This window comes from Bacillus sp. EKM202B, from assembly GCF_011066025.1.
Taxonomy (GTDB): Bacteria; Bacillota; Bacilli; order Bacillales; family Bacillaceae_G; genus Bacillus_A; species Bacillus_A toyonensis.
Genome location: NZ_JAAMNK010000011.1, coordinates 39,136 through 54,942 on the forward strand (window position 1 = coordinate 39,136; position 15,807 = coordinate 54,942).

The following is a 15,807-nucleotide window of genomic DNA, read 5'->3' on the forward strand; positions in this document are numbered from 1 at the left end:
CCCTCTTCCCGTTATAGTATGAACTGCTTACTAAAGGTTTTTTTCTATGCAAATCAATCTCCTTCTTCTTTTCATAAATAAATGAATAATATACAAAATTAGCCACAAAATAGCACTATATTACAAAAATCAAAGAGGGCATACATATGATTTGGAATTGGCTACGTAAGAAAAAAAAATCAAATTCAACAGAGACAAAAGAAGCAGATAACCCGAAGCAGCAGCCTAGTAATCAAGAGATTGTGAACAAAGATCAGACTAGAAGTATGAAACATAATAAAGGTGATAGTAGCGAGCAAAAAAACTCGAAACAAGATGATTACTCTCATAAGAAACAGCAAAATTCTAAAAAAGATGATCCTTCTCATGAGAAACAGCAAAATTCGAAACAAGACGATTCCTCTCATGAGAAACAACAAAACTCGAAACAAGACGATTCCTCTCATGAGAAACAACAAAATTCTAAGCAAGACGACTCTTCTCATGAGAAACAACAAAATCCTAAACAAGACGACTCTTCTCATGAGAAACAACAAAATTCTAAACAAGACGACTCTTCTCATGAGGAACAGCAAAACTTGAAACAAGACGATTCCTCTCATAAGAAACAACAAAATTCTAAACAAGACGAAGCTTCTCATGAGAAACAGCAAAACTCGAAACAAAATGATTCTTCTCAGAATAAACAACAAAGCTCTGGAAGTAATAGTATTTATGATTTTTCGAAGCCAGAAAAAGACCGTATTCATTCACTACAAGATTTAATAGAGAAGCTCAAGAAGTCTAGTGATTTTGTTAATTATCACACATCTGATGATGAAACGATGCCATATTGGATTTCTTACTATCGTCCTTCACTTGATGGGGAGAAATTGCAAAAGTATTTAATGCCTACTCTTTTGGAACGACCTAATGCTTCACTAGAAGAACTGAAGGAACATATTCCGATGAGTGGTATCACAATTACGAATGACTTACAAAAAATTGAGGACATGGTTTTAAAAGGACATGCAATTATTCAATTGAAGCAGCAAGATCAAAAATGTATGCTTGCAAACATTGCAATTGATAATTATCGTGCACCAACCCCTCCTTTAAACGAATCAACTGTTATTGGACCACAAGAAGGTTTCGTAGAGGATATTGATACAAACATTAATTTAGTTCGAAAACGTCTTCCTGTTTTAGATTTACAAACAAAAGAAATGATTATCGGCGAGTTTTCCAAAACAAAAGTTGTCATGATGTATTTAGACAACCTCGCTGAAAAAGATAATGTAGATTTTCTCGAGGAATCATTACGCGCTCTTGAATATGATCAAATTAATGATAGTGCTTATATACAAGAATTGATGGGTGAAAAATCGATTTTCCCTCTCTATATCAATACAGAACGCACTGATAGAGTTACAAAAGCACTCATTGATGGAAAAATCGCTATTTTTGTTGATGGTTCTCCAAGCGTGCTACTTACTCCAGTATCCTATTTCGATTTTTTCATTTCACCAGAAGACTATAACGTCTCCTGGATGTACGCTACATTTTCAAGGATTTTAAGATTAATCGCCGTTCTATTTTCAATCTGCGCTACACCGTTATACGTTGCAGTCTTAAATTATCATTATGAACTCATTCCAAGTGACTTACTTGAAACTTTGATTTTATCAAGGGCACAAGTACCGTTTCCACCTTTAATTGAAGCGCTCTTTTTAGAACTTGCAATCGATTTATTAAGAGAAGCTGGTGCAAGGTTACCGATGAAGGTCGGTCAAACACTCGGTATTGTAGGCGGTATCGTAATCGGACAAGCATCTGTACAAGCTGGTTTAACGAGTAATATTTTATTAATTATTGTTGCATTATCAGCACTCGCTTCTTTTATTACACCTATTTATAAAATGGGTAACGCTGTTCGATTACTACGCTTTCCTTTTCTTATGTTTGCAGAAATAGGAGGACTTTTCGGGATTTCTCTTGGATTTATCTTCTTATTTACTCATCTATTCAGGCTTACGTCCTTACGTAAGCCGTACGCTTTGTTTTATCCGACAAGACAACAATCCGTTAAAGATTCTTGGATTCGTTTCCCTTTAACAATGATTGATACAAGAGATGTGCAAGCAAGACCACAACATGTAAAAAAAGCAGCGAAAGGAATTTCAACAAAACATAGATCGGACTTTGATGATTAAGAAATGAGGTGCATTGATGAGTAAAGTTCAAGAAAAATATCAAATATCTCCTGTCTTTGTTTTCTTCTTAATTCACAGTGCACAATTTGGTGCCGGAGTTCTCGGATTCGCTCGAATTATTGCAAAAGCTGCTGGATACGACGGCTGGATGGGAGTTTTAATCACAGGATTCTGTATCCATATTCTTATATGGATGATGTATGTCTTATTAAAAGAAACAAACGGTAATTTAATTGATTTACATCGGCAAACATTTGGAAAATGGCTTGGGGACTGTATTAATATCATCTTTGCTGCTTATTTTTTAATCGTCAGTATTTCCGTCATTCGAACATACGTTGAAATTATTCAAGTGTGGATGTTTCCTACCGCTTCAACTTGGATGTTAACACTTTTTTTATGCTTAGTTAGCTACTACATTATTTCTTCTGGCTTTCGTGTCATTACTGGTATTTGTGTTATATCTGTTGGTGGTACATTGGGATATTTATTGCTTAGCCTATTTGTTTTGAAATACTCACATTGGGATAATCTACTTCCTATATTCACACATTCTTTTTCAGATATTTTAAAAGCCTCTCAACTGTCCATCTACAGTATGACCGGTTTTGAGATTTACCTCATGGTTTATCCATTTGTGAAAAAACCTATGCAATCTCATAAATACGCTCAATACGGGGCACTATTTTCAAATCTTCTATATTTATTTAGTACCCTTTTAGCCTTTGCATTTTTTAGTGAAAAACAATTGTTAAAAACGATATGGTCGCAACTTTCTATGACCCAAGTAATCCAATTACCATTTATAGAAAGACTAGAATATATTGCAATTTCAGCTTATGCACTCGTTATTGTCACTAGTTTCATCCTCCCCTTATGGGCTGCAGTGAGAGGAACTCACGAAATATTTCGCGTAAAACAAAGAGGTGTTTTAATTGCTTTCATCCTTATCACCCTCATTGTTTCACAACTTTTAACAAACAGACACGATATTAATAACTTTATTAGTAATGCATCAAAAGTTAGTTTTTGGCTCATTTATGTATACATCCCAATTCTATTTATTATTGTGTGGGTGAAAAGAAAATGGAAAAAATCAAAAGCAAATTAATACTTATTTCTTGTATAACATTCTTCAGTTTAACTGGATGTTTACAAAAAAATATTATCGATGATGTACAACTTATTCAAGGAAGCGTTTTTGATGTAGCAAAAGATAATAAATTAAAAGTGACATTCGTTTGTCCCATTCAGAAAAAAGGAAATAAAGTTCAAGTTTTTGAAGGCAGCGCAAATGCGGTAAAACAAGTAAAAGCAGACACATCTTTAGAGTCTTCTCAACCGTTTGCTAGCGGACAAATGCGTGTCGCTCTATATACGATAAGACTTGCAAAAAAAGGAATGTCTACTTCATTCGATACATTACTTCGAGATGTGAATATAGGAAACGCTTTATATGTTGCTTTATTAGAGGGGAATGGTACCGAACTTTTAAAAGGCAAATATACAACTTCATATAACGTTGCAATTTATATAAAAAAGTTGCTAGAACATAATATGGAGACCGGTCCTTTACCAACGGATAATCTGCATGTAGGAGCATTCCGTTATTATCAAGAAGGGCAAGACTACTATATTCCAATTTTAAAGAAACATGGTGATAAAATAAAAATCACCGGAATTGGTCTTTTTAAAAAAGATAAATATATCGGTAAAATTGCGCAAAAAGATATGTTCATATTTAAAGGACTGTTAGAAAAACATAAATTAGATTCACATGAATTTAAAACAGATTCTGCGTACGTAATGATTAATAATATTCGTTCTGTTCCAACTTACGATATAAAGATTAAAAACGGAAAGCCTTCTTTTTTCATTCACGTTCATCTTGATGCACGTATTCAAGAATTATCAAAACAAATTAACTTAGAAAATAACAAGAACACAAAAAACATTGAAAAAAATGTACAAAAACAATTGGACGTACAGGCTGCCAAATTAATTAAGCAGTTCAAATCTTTAGGCGTCGATCCCCTCGGGCTAGGAGCAAAATATAAACACCATTATCGCCCCTTCAAATTAGAAGAGTGGAGACAAATGTACAAAGATGTTCCGATTCATATAAAATACACCGTAAACATTACAAATTCTGGTGTAATTGAATGAGAAATGATTGAACTCCTCTCTCCGGCATGATACAACGGATAGAGGAGTTTTTATTTTAGATAGAGAGAGAAGATATTTATGGGGGAGCTTATGTCTAAAAAATTAGTAAAGCCTATTTTAAACGGTATTTTATTTCTCGGCGTCTTTTTATTTGCTCATACATACTTAAAAAATGTTTCCTTCACACGTTATTTACTTGTCGTTATACCGATGTTACTCGTTGGTATGTTCGGCATCGACCTTATTTTATCCATTTTAATAAAAAAAGAAGAATAACGAGCGAGGATGTCTCATAAGTCGAGATTTTTGACTAGATGACATCCTTTTTATTTTCTATTTTGGAATCAGCGCTACAGTACATGAATTTATATCAACGATTTTTCAAATATATCTACCATAACTCAAAATATATCAACGATTCGACACAAAATATCGATTTACCTACAAAAATTGACAATAGTAACAACCCATACTAAGAAGAGAATGTTTCAATATATTTTTAGAACATCCTTTTTTATTTAATAATCACCTTATGTTACAATGAAATTCGGCACAAAGTGAGAAAGGATGAAACAACATGACAAACGAAAAAGGTTTAGATAAAGGGTACGAGCTTGTTGCAAAAATGCATGAAGATTTCGGACATCCTGTAACAAATACTCCAACAAAACTAACAGAAGAGCGCGCAAAAATCCGTGCAAGTTTTATGCAAGAAGAGCTAGAAGAATTTCTAGAAGCAACTACTGTTGAAGATCAATACGATGCACTTATTGACCTTATTTACTTTGCATTCGGAACGTTTGCAGAAATGGGCGTACGTCCAGATAAAGGATTCGAGATTGTAAACAACGCAAACATGGCAAAACTATTCCCTGATGGGAAACCTCGATTCCGTGAAGGCGACGGCAAAATTTTAAAACCAGAAGGCTGGCAAGCACCAGAACCACAACTTCGTGCTGAAATTGAACGTCAGCGCCAAGAAGCTGAAAAAAACTGCTAGGATTTCCTAGCAGTTTTTTATTATGTCTTTTTTTCTGCAGCTCATTAATGACCCACGTGCCCCGCGTGTCCTGCTGCTCCACTAATACTAGCTGCTCCTGCTGCTGCCCCTGCTCCTCCTGCTCCAATTCCCCCTGTCCAAGGAGACGATTGTTGCTGTTGTTGATATTGCTGATATTGTTGTTGGCCTTGATGATGCTGTTGGCCTTGGTGATGATGTTGACCTTGGTGATGGTGTTGACCTTGATGATGCTGTTGACCTTGATGATGCTGTTGACCTTGGTGGTGGTGTTGACCTTGGTGGTGGTGTTGACCTTGGTGATGATGTTGGCCTTGGTGTCCATGATGTTGGCCTTGGTGGTGATGTCCATGGTGACCATGTTGGCCTTGATGACCGTGTTGGCCTTGGTGAGTTTGATAAAGAACAGCTTGCGGATGAATGTGGTGGTGACCTTGGTGATGTACTTGTTGTTGGTGATGACCTTGATGGCTGTGTTGACCTTGATGGCCGTGTTGACCTTGATGGTGGTGATGACCGTGATGGCCATGTTGACCTTGATGGTGGTGATGACCTTGATGGCCGTGTTGACCTTGATGGCCGTGTTGACCTTGATGGTGGTGATGACCGTGATGGCCATGTTGACCTTGATGGTGGTGATGACCGTGTATGACTTGCGGATACCCACCTACTCCTCCTGCTACAACACCTACTCCTGGTACAGGGAATCCTGTCTGTCCCCCTCCAACGAAAGAAGGAAATGTAGTTGGTACTCCTACTGGAATTCCAGTTTGTGCGCCAGCTACTGATGTCGGAAATCCTCCCGTTAACGTTGGAATTCCAGTTTGCATGCCTGCTACTGATGTTGGAAATCCTCCATGTGCTCCACCCATCCAGCTCGGAATTCCACCGTATCCTTGTTGCCCTGCTCCTCCCATTAACATCATTTGTTCATAACTATCCGATCCACCTCCGAAGAAGCCATGCGGTGCATTATTGTCCATCCCTTTCATTCCTTTCACCCCTTGTTTTCAATTTAACCTACCTTTTGTATCATATTTCCTAGTTAAAAATAGGTGTTTGTCTGCATAAGAATTCCTAACCTTTTTCCTCATTCGTGATAGAATCAATTGACTGATTATTCTTTCACCACTTTAAAAGGAGGCATTTCTATTGAGAAACGTTACAAAAGCTTCAAACGACGATTTAGATTCAATCTTACATATAGATATTGATGTAATCGGAGACGATAGTAGACGAAATTATATTAAACACGCTATTGATGAGGAGAAATGCATCATTGTAAAAGAAGACAATTCTATTTTAGGTTTTCTGACGTATGATACGAACTTCTTTAGCTACACGTTCCTCTCATTAATCATTGTTTCGCCAACAAAAAGAAGACAAGGCCATGCAAGCTCATTAATCTCCTATATGTTAAGTAATTCTCCTACGCAAAAAATTTTTTCTTCAACGAACGAATCGAATGCAAATATGCAAAAAGTTTTTAAAGCGAATGGATTTATGCGTAGTGGAATAATTGAAAACTTAGATGAAGGTGATCCAGAAATTATTTTCTATATAAAAAAGCTCAGAGCATAAAGGCTCTGAGCTTTTCTTTCATTCATTAGTTTGCAACAACGTTAACAAGTTTGCCAGGAACGACAATTACTTTACGAACTGTTTTTCCTTCGATTTGTTCTTTAATTGCTTCAAGTGCAAGTTGTTCCATTTCTTCTTTTGATGCGTCTTTACTCATTGTTAATTTTGCGCGAACTTTGCCCATAATTTGAACAACGATTTCAACTTCATCTTCTACAAGTTTAGACTCATCAAATGTTGGCCAGCTTGCATATGTGATTGTTTCATTGTAACCAAGCTTGCTCCAAAGTTCTTCCCCGATATGAGGTGCAACTGGTGCAATCATTTTTACGAAACCTTCTACATATTCTTTCGGAAGTGTATTAGCTTTGTATGCATCGTTGATGAATACCATCATTTGAGAAATCGCTGTGTTGAAGCGAAGCTCTGCATAGTCTTCTGTTACTTTCTTCACTGTTTGATGGTAAGCTTTTTCAAGCTCTTTATTTGGTGCATCAGTAATTTTCTCACTTAATTCACCGTTATCTTGAACGAATAGGCGCCATACGCGGTCTAGGAAACGACGAGCTCCGTCAAGACCATTTTCAGACCAAGCGATTGAAGCATCTAATGGTCCCATGAACATTTCGTATAGACGAAGTGTATCTGCACCATGGCTCGCTACGATATCATCAGGGTTTACAACGTTACCTTTTGATTTACTCATTTTCTCGTTGTTTTCACCTAGAATCATACCTTGGTTGAATAATTGTTGGAACGGCTCTTTCGTTGGAACTACACCGATATCATATAATACTTTATGCCAGAAACGAGCATATAGTAAGTGAAGTACAGCGTGCTCTGCACCGCCGATATAAATATCAACTGGAAGCCATTGTTTTACTTTTTCAGGATCTACAAGTGCTTCGTTATTATTTGGATCCATGTAGCGTAAGTAGTACCAACAGCTACCAGCCCATTGTGGCATTGTGTTCGTTTCACGACGACCTTTTTTACCAGTTTCAGGATCAACAACATTTACCCACTCGTCAATGTTAGCAAGTGGTGATTCACCTGTACCTGAAGGACGGATGTTTTCTGTTTTCGGAAGAACTAATGGTAATTCTTCTTCTTTCACAGCTGTCATTGTGCCATCTTCCCAGTGGATTACTGGAATTGGCTCACCCCAGTAACGTTGACGGCTAAATAACCAGTCACGTAGACGGTACGTTACTTTTTGATTTCCTGCGCTCGTCACTTCAAGCCATTCAATCATTTTTGCGATTGCTTCTTCTTTATTTAAACCATCAAGGAATGCTGAGTTTACGTGTGCACCATCACCTGTGTATGCTTCTTTCGTAATGTCTCCGCCTTTTACAACTTCCTTCATTGGAAGATTGAACGTTGATGCGAATTCATAGTCACGCTCATCGTGAGCTGGAACCGCCATTACAGCACCTGTTCCGTAAGTTGCAAGAACGTAATCAGCGATCCAGATTGGTAATTTCTCACCGTTTACTGGGTTAACTGCGTAAGCACCAGTGAATACACCAGTTTTCTCTTTCGCAAGTTCTGTACGCTCTAAATCACTCTTCATTTTTACAGAATTAATGTAAGCTTCTACAGCTTCTTTTTGCTCAGCAGTTGTAATGTCAGCAACAAGTGCATGCTCTGGAGCAAGTACACAGTAGCTTGCACCGAATAGTGTATCAGGACGCGTTGTGAAAACTGTGAATTTTTCATCTGTACCGTCGATGTTAAAGTGTACTTCTGCACCTTCAGAACGACCAATCCAGTTACGTTGCATATCTTTTAAGCTTTCTGGCCAATCAAGCTCATCTAGATCTTCTAATAGACGATCTCCGTAAGCTGTAATTTTTAACATCCACTGTCTCATCGGACGACGCTCAACCGGATGCCCACCGCGCTCACTCTTACCATCAATGATTTCTTCGTTTGCAAGTACTGTACCAAGCGCTGGACACCAGTTTACAGGTACTTCATCAACGTAAGCTAAGCCTTTTTCAAATAGTTTTAAGAAGATCCATTGTGTCCACTTGTAGTAGTTTGGATCCGTTGTATTTACTTCACGATCCCAATCATAAGAGAAGCCTAATGCTTTAATTTGATTACGGAACGTATTAATATTAAGCTCTGTAAATTCTGCCGGGCTATTTCCAGTATCAAGTGCATATTGCTCTGCTGGAAGACCGAATGCATCCCATCCCATTGGATGAAGAACGTTATATCCTTGCATACGCTTCATACGAGATAAAATATCTGTCGCTGTATAACCTTCTGGATGTCCTACGTGTAAGCCTGCACCTGATGGATATGGAAACATATCTAGTGCATAAAATTTTGGTTTTTCTGTCTCATCTGGCGTACGGAATGTTTTATTCTCTTCCCAATATCCTTGCCACTTCTTCTCAATTTCTTGATGATTAAAGCTCATGAGATACCCTCCTTGAAATTCTATTTATTTTCACCGCCCAAAATACAAAAAACCTCTCATCCCTAGAAAGGGACGAGAGGTTATAGATTCCCGCGGTACCACCCTAAATTAATGTAAAATATACATTCGCTTAGATCCGTAACGTGGATTAACGGCAATTGCTACTATTAGTTTCACAACTGCAACTCAAAGGCGAGTTCATAACGAAACGTGGATTGACTTGCACCGACCGTCAACTCTCTAAACCCGCTTCTATTACTACTACTCCTTTTCACTGTTATTACAAATATGAGTTAATTAAATATATTCTAAAACATGTTACATGTTCCGTCAAACTAAACTGCAATTTTTTCTTCAACTGTTTCTTCTACTTTTACTCGTTTGTCATAAATGCTCGTTGCTATAAGCGCTACTACAAGCATTACCATGATCGCGATAAACAATACTTCCATATTGTATAAATCAACAATTGCTCCGCCGACGACTGGTCCGAACATTTTCCCTACAGTCGCCGCACTATTTACGACCCCTTGATAAAATCCTAATTTATCTTTCGGCGCAAGTATATTTGCAATGGTCGGAACCGCTGGCCATACGAATAACTCACCAATCGTTAATGTTACCATCGCAACGAGGAACATCGTAAATTGCTGCGCTTGACTTAACACAATGAATGAAGCCGCAAAAATGAAAATCCCAATCATAATTTGTTGTTTTAAAGAACGCTTCATCCAGCGAATTAGCATACTAACGAGCGGCTGCGCACAAACGATCATCGCTCCGTTTATCGTCCATAATAAACTATAGTGACGAAGGCTAATATTTAATTCTTGCATATGTGTTGCAATCGCCCCTTGCCACTGTACGTATGTAACCCAGCATAAAGCATATGCTACACACACAATAAGAAGTGCTTTGAATCCCGGTGTAAGTGACCACCCTTTTTTCGTTTCGACTTCTTTTTGTACCTCTGACCCTTTTTTGTCTTCCATACCACGGAATCCAATAAAAGCAATTAAGAAGAAAACAAAGTATAAAATAAAGTTCGCTAAGAAAATATAATCAAAACGATACGACGCAACTAAGCCACCGCACGCTGTTCCAATCGCAATACCAACGTTTTGTCCAACATACATCGCATTAAATGCTCGTCTTCCGCCCTCTGGCCAAACTGTACCAACCATCGCATACATCGATGGAAAGACCATTCCAGAACCAAAGCCAATTAATGCTAGCCATACAACATATAACGGCCAACCATGGAAGAACACAAGACCTAAAATCGATACGAGTGTAATGACAATTCCTACTAAAATTGATTTATAACCGCCCCATTTATCAAATAAAACACCGCCGAGCAAGTTTCCGATTACACCAGTAAGCGAGTTGATCATTAATACCATTCCAGCCACTGATAAAGATTTCCCTAGATGATCATGCAAATAAATTGTATTAAAAGGCCATAAAAAAGAAGCACCCGTGACATTAATAATCATCCCAGCTACTAATAGCCATACTTTCCTTGGCATATTCTCCCCTCCTATTCTATTTTTTTCGTTCATATATAACAGTAAAATTGTAGTCGTTTTTAAATAGGAAGGCAACTGATTAATAGTTGATGAAATTCAGATAACGGTATGTTGGTAAATGAAATTATATTGATTGCCACTTAAAAATATATCGACTTACCGACAAAAAAGGACATCAGTAACAATATATAAGAAAGGGGAGGCTACATGAAGTTCATGCAGTCTCCCCTTTTTTATAACTATCCAACTTCTTTTTCTCGCTTCGCACGTTCTTTAGCACTCCATTTAAATATCTTATCTAATAGAGAGTATATTCTCCCAGACTCTTTCGTTAATAACGGACCTAACGATGCTAATATTAAAACGTACAGTGCAGAGAACGGTTTAATCGCTGCCATTAAGCCACCCGCAATACCGATATTGGCTACAATAATGGAGAACTCTCCGCGTGATACAAGCGTTAATCCGATATTCGTAGATGCCTTATGTGATAACCCTGCTTTACGTCCCGCAGCCATTCCAGCGATAAAATTACCGATGAGAGTAATGAAAACTGCTCCTAAGGCCAACCACACGGCTCCTCCAAGAGAAAATGGATCTATACTTAAACCGAAACTGAAAAAGAATATAGCTCCAAAGAAATCACGAAACGGAACGACAAGATGCTCGATTCGATCACTATGCTCTGTTTCAGAAAAGACAAGCCCTAATAATAACGCTCCAATCGCCTCAGCAACATGAATCGTTTCTGAAAAACCAGCCACAAAGAATAAAATAGCGAATATTACGATAATAAAAATTTCGTTAGACGAAATATCTAATACTTTATTTAGGAACGGCGTAGCTTTTCGAGCGATTATAAAGAACAATAACATATAGCCTACTGCGATTAAAACAGATGTAAGAGCACCTATAAATGACGTTGCACCTCCGAGTACTAACCCTGAAACAACTGACAAATATACAGCTAAAAAGATATCATCAAACATAATGATTCCTAAAATTAGCTCCGTCTCTTTATTACCAGATCGCCTTAAATCAACAATTACTTTTGCGACAATTGCACTCGAGGAAATTGTTATGATTCCGGCAATAATTAATGTTTCTAATAAGGGGAAACCCATTATATATCCGTAAAGCAAACCTAATATAAAATTAAGCGATATATGAACAGTTCCCCCAAAAGCAATCGACTTTCCTGATTTAATTAATTTTTTTATTGAGAATTCTAAGCCTAAATAGAATAGGAGGAATATGACGCCAACACGGCCGAGGAAGGAAATTACTTCTCCGCTTTCAATAAACCTTAAATCGATAAGCCCTAAATCTGGGGCATGAGGCCCCACTAGCATACCAAGTATAATGAGAAACGGAATAATCGAAAACTTTAACTTTGCAGCGAGAATTGTTGCAAAAGCTACTAATACTAACGCAGTTCCAACTTCAAAGACTAAAGTATCCATCGATTATGAGTCACCTCCCGCTGAAAGCAACTCATTAATAATTCTCTTCACTTCATGTCTTTCACCCGATAATACGAGCATATCACCAGCCTCAATGATAGAATCTGGACCTGGATTGAAAAATTTCTTCATATTCTTTTTCAAAATAGCAATGATTGTTACGTTATATGTTTTTCGAACATGTAAACTACCAATTGTCTTTTGTACGACTGGTGCGTTATTTTCTATTTTAAACCACTCAATTGATAATCCTTCAAAAGCCATCTCAATCGTGTCTAACGCTTGTGGCCTATAGACCATTCCACCTAATATAGCTGCAATTTGTCTCGCTTCAGAATCGCGAAGAGAAATGCTTGAAATACTCTCATCATGATCCACATCAAAATGATACATTTCTCTTCTTCCATCATCATGAATAACGATAACCATTTTTTCATTACCTTTCGTAATTACTTCAAACTTACAACCAATACCCGGAAGTTCACTTTCTCTAATATTCATATTTTCCGCCTCCTAAAATTTTTAGTTACGGCTTTTACAAATCTACATCGATCTCCGTTTTAAACTTTTCATCTTTTGAAATACCTAAATATTTGAGCGTTTCTGATGGCGTTGCGTGATGGAAATGTTTTTGCAGTAGCGCAATCGCTATTCCTCTTTTGTACGCGTGAAACCCAAATGTTTTTCTCATTGAATTCGTTCCAATCTTCCCAACAATTCCAACTGCTTCCGCAGCATTATGAATCACCCGATAAGCTTGTTGACGCGTAATTGAATTTGTCGTTTTATTAGATTGAAATACGTAGTTTTCTCTTTGAGCATCAAAAGATTGTACGTACGCTAAAAGCGCTTCCTTTACTTTTGTATTTAAATAAATATCTTGTTTAAATTTTTCATCTTTCACAGGAAGAGAATAAAACTCTTTAGCAGTTCCATCTTCATTTAATACATCTTCAAACTTCATACTAAGGAGCTCAGTAATTTTTAAACCCGTGTTAATTCCAATAACGAATAAAAGATAATCTCGCTGGGAATGCTCTTTCAAATATTTTTTCATAGCCTCAATTTGGCTTATATCTTTTAATGCCTCTACAACTTCCATACATGTATTCTCCTCATCTTATGAACGGTAATTTTCTCATCATGTTGTCCATTTTACCTTATCATGCTATGGGAATTCCATGTATTATCCATTTCCTTTTAAATTTTTTACGCTATACAATTGAAGCGATATACTTTAATGCACCTAAAAATTCTGGATATTTATGATTTGGAAACTTACTATTGTAAAAATACGTTGCGGTTAGAAAAATAACGAGGAATAAAGATGAAAATAGTAAAACTTCTTTGGACCTTAGCGCTATACTTATAACTTCAAATAAAGATCCATCTTCTTTCTGCAAGTTGGATTCCTCCTTTCATTTCCTGCTACTTTATATGTTTAGTTTATGTTACTTAATTATATTTTATAACATAATTAAGTAACATATCAATGTTTTTCGTTATTTTTTCTGAAAATAACAAAAATACCGAGCACCCTACGCTCGGTATTTTTGTTATTAGTCCTCTTTCGGAAGAACAATTCCTTTATACAATTGAACTGTAATGAAGTAATAAATCGCATAAATAACTACGAAAATTACAATTGGTACCCAAATACGGAAGTACGGATCAAGTAAAATAAATCCGAAAATATTCATACCAACTAATACGTGAGCAATACCGACAATTGCCGGGAATAAGAATACTAAGAATAACTCTTTATAAATAGATTTTGTTAATAATTCACGGCGCACCCCGATTTTACGAAGCATTTGATAACGCGTAATATCTTTTGATGCACCAGACAGAATTTTAAACATTAAGCAACTTGCCATCATCGCTAAGAAAGCAATGCCAAGGAAGAAGCCCATAAACACTGTTCCACTCGCAAAACCGTAGAACATGTCGTAAGCTTGATATTTACTGTTCATTCTTTCAGCCGTTACATTTTTATATTTATCTAGCTGCAACTCGTCAAGTTTTTTCCATTCTTTTGTATATGTTAAGAAATCATCTACTTTTCCGATAAATGCTATACCTTCTTTACCATTTATCCCATCGTACATTTTTTGATCTACAATTTTAATCGCATGATCTTCGTATATATAATATGGATGGATTGTACTAAAAGCATCAACCCATTCTTTTGGAAGTTCTTTAGCGTTCGCATCTGTTTCATTCATGTCTCTAGAAACTGCACCTACTGGTAGTTCCTCTGAAGCTTTCTTCGTATTCACTAAATCTTTCATCGATTTCATGTTTGCCATATCTTTTACTAAAGGACGATTTTTCTCTAAATCCTCTTTTATATAGTAAACGTATTTATCATCTACTTTGTAACGATATTCGTTTTTCTCTTTAAATGTAATACCGTCTAAAATTTTCTTTTCTTCAGCTGTTGGGTTATGAACTACTGAATCATATATTACTAAACCATCTACCATTTTTATAACATTATTTTTAAACGCCATACCACCTGAAATTGCACCCGCTCCAAGAGCAACTAACATTGCTACTGTCGCAAGCACTTTCGTTAAACTATTAATACGGAAGTTTAATTGTGCAAAAGTAAAAGCGTTAAGCCCTTTTTCGCTTCGTTTTTTATTACTTTTTAACTTTTTAATAATAACAGGAAGAAGCGATCCAAATAGCATGTAAGTACCAGCTGTTGTTGTAATTAATGCAATAATGATTCCCATTTCTCTTAGTTTTTCCATATAAATCATTGATGCATAGCCAATACCTAATAAAATAACCGCAAGGAATGCAACTAAACCTGTCATTTTCCCTTTTACCGCAACACGTTCTGTTTGTGCATCTGCATGTACAAGTTGTAATACAGAAATACGAGATAATTTAATACTATTCATAATTGCTGATAATACAAATAGTGCAAAGAAGAAGATGCAAGTAACAGTCATAGATGGTAAATAAAATGCTTTATAGCCTTCACCAGCAAATTCTAATTGTTTCATTAATAACTGTCCGATACCTTCTGCAAGTCCTACACCAACTATAATACCAATCGCAAGAGACGCAGCACCTAATACGATTGTTTCAATAAACATAAGTAATGTAACTTTATGTTTTTTTGCTCCTAACATCATATACATACCAAACTCTTTTTGACGAAGAGATAGTAAGAAAGAGTTCGCATACAAAATATAGAAGAACGTTATAATAGCTAGTAAAAATGAACCTGCTTGGAATACAAATCCAATTTGACCAATAGTAGAATTTTCCTTAAGGAAGGCCTCGTTTAACGCTAACGTTTGGAACATATAAAAAATTGAAATCGACATGACAAGACCAACCAGTAAGACGATATAATCTTTCAGCTTACTTTTTAGCCCTGACATGGAAAGTTTGAATAACATGCCAA

14 protein-coding genes and 1 other annotated feature are annotated in these 15,807 nt (G+C 36.5%); of the genes, 6 read left to right on the forward strand and 8 right to left on the reverse strand.

What is annotated here, in order from left to right; translation table 11 throughout:
- Positions 1-146: 146 nt before the first annotated feature.
- From G9F74_RS15135 to G9F74_RS15155, 5 genes are all read left to right on the forward strand, one after another.
- Entirely contained in the window at positions 147-2,192 is a 2,046-nt protein-coding gene (locus G9F74_RS15135; RefSeq protein ID WP_098180488.1) for a spore germination protein, read from the forward strand.
- Between the two features lie 16 nt (positions 2,193-2,208).
- Positions 2,209-3,303 (forward strand): spore germination protein, encoded by a 1,095-nt coding sequence (locus tag G9F74_RS15140; protein WP_000049091.1) that lies wholly within the window; start codon positions 2,209-2,211, stop codon positions 3,301-3,303.
- On the forward strand, positions 3,279-4,358 hold the full coding sequence (gerHC, locus tag G9F74_RS15145) for a spore germination protein GerHC (protein ID WP_016109233.1): 1,080 nt from the start codon (positions 3,279-3,281) through the stop codon (positions 4,356-4,358). The genes G9F74_RS15140 and gerHC overlap by 25 nt, the downstream gene beginning before the upstream one ends.
- Before the next feature lie 90 nt (positions 4,359-4,448).
- The gene (locus G9F74_RS15150) at positions 4,449-4,634 is read left to right on the forward strand and encodes a hypothetical protein (protein WP_000038783.1); all 186 of its coding nucleotides are present in this window, start codon (positions 4,449-4,451) and stop codon (positions 4,632-4,634) included.
- 301 nt (positions 4,635-4,935) lie between these two features.
- The gene (locus tag G9F74_RS15155) at positions 4,936-5,358 is read left to right on the forward strand and encodes a pyrophosphohydrolase domain-containing protein (protein WP_000180546.1); all 423 of its coding nucleotides are present in this window, start codon (positions 4,936-4,938) and stop codon (positions 5,356-5,358) included.
- A 44-nt stretch (positions 5,359-5,402) separates the two neighbouring features.
- Here the strand turns inward: G9F74_RS15155 and G9F74_RS15160 are convergent, their stop codons facing one another.
- Complete coding sequence (locus G9F74_RS15160; RefSeq protein WP_131202372.1) at positions 5,403-6,377, reverse strand: hypothetical protein; 975 nt, start codon at positions 6,375-6,377, stop codon at positions 5,403-5,405.
- Between the two features lie 151 nt (positions 6,378-6,528).
- Between G9F74_RS15160 and G9F74_RS15165 the strand changes: the two genes are divergently transcribed.
- A complete protein-coding gene (locus tag G9F74_RS15165) occupies positions 6,529-6,957 on the forward strand; it encodes a GNAT family N-acetyltransferase (RefSeq protein WP_001246766.1) in 429 nt (142 codons plus the stop codon).
- Between the two features lie 25 nt (positions 6,958-6,982).
- Here G9F74_RS15165 and leuS read toward each other — a convergent pair whose 3' ends face one another.
- The 7 genes from leuS to G9F74_RS15200 all read right to left on the reverse strand — a co-directional run bounded on the left by leuS (position 6,983) and on the right by G9F74_RS15200 (position 15,802).
- Positions 6,983-9,391, reverse strand: coding sequence for a leucine--tRNA ligase (gene leuS / locus G9F74_RS15170; protein WP_000009469.1), 2,409 nt, complete (start codon positions 9,389-9,391; stop codon positions 6,983-6,985).
- Between the two features lie 65 nt (positions 9,392-9,456).
- Positions 9,457-9,675: a binding site (T-box leader), on the reverse strand.
- Positions 9,676-9,726: 51 nt separating this feature from the next.
- On the reverse strand, positions 9,727-10,920 hold the full coding sequence (locus tag G9F74_RS15175; RefSeq protein ID WP_001137542.1) for an MDR family MFS transporter: 1,194 nt from the start codon (positions 10,918-10,920) through the stop codon (positions 9,727-9,729).
- Positions 10,921-11,159: 239 nt separating this feature from the next.
- On the reverse strand, positions 11,160-12,383 hold the full coding sequence (locus tag G9F74_RS15180; protein WP_000380436.1) for a cation:proton antiporter: 1,224 nt from the start codon (positions 12,381-12,383) through the stop codon (positions 11,160-11,162).
- A gap of 3 nt (positions 12,384-12,386) precedes the next feature.
- Entirely contained in the window at positions 12,387-12,884 is a 498-nt protein-coding gene (locus G9F74_RS15185) for a cation:proton antiporter regulatory subunit (protein WP_001026058.1), read from the reverse strand.
- A gap of 34 nt (positions 12,885-12,918) precedes the next feature.
- Positions 12,919-13,485 carry a tyrosine-type recombinase/integrase gene (locus G9F74_RS15190; protein WP_000454203.1) on the reverse strand — a complete coding sequence of 189 codons (567 nt, stop codon included), beginning with the start codon at positions 13,483-13,485 and terminating at the stop codon, positions 12,919-12,921.
- A gap of 112 nt (positions 13,486-13,597) precedes the next feature.
- On the reverse strand, positions 13,598-13,786 hold the full coding sequence (locus tag G9F74_RS15195) for a hypothetical protein (protein WP_001168330.1): 189 nt from the start codon (positions 13,784-13,786) through the stop codon (positions 13,598-13,600).
- A gap of 156 nt (positions 13,787-13,942) precedes the next feature.
- Positions 13,943-15,802, reverse strand: coding sequence for an FtsX-like permease family protein (locus tag G9F74_RS15200; protein ID WP_000897747.1), 1,860 nt, complete (start codon positions 15,800-15,802; stop codon positions 13,943-13,945).
- Positions 15,803-15,807: the final 5 nt, after the last annotated feature.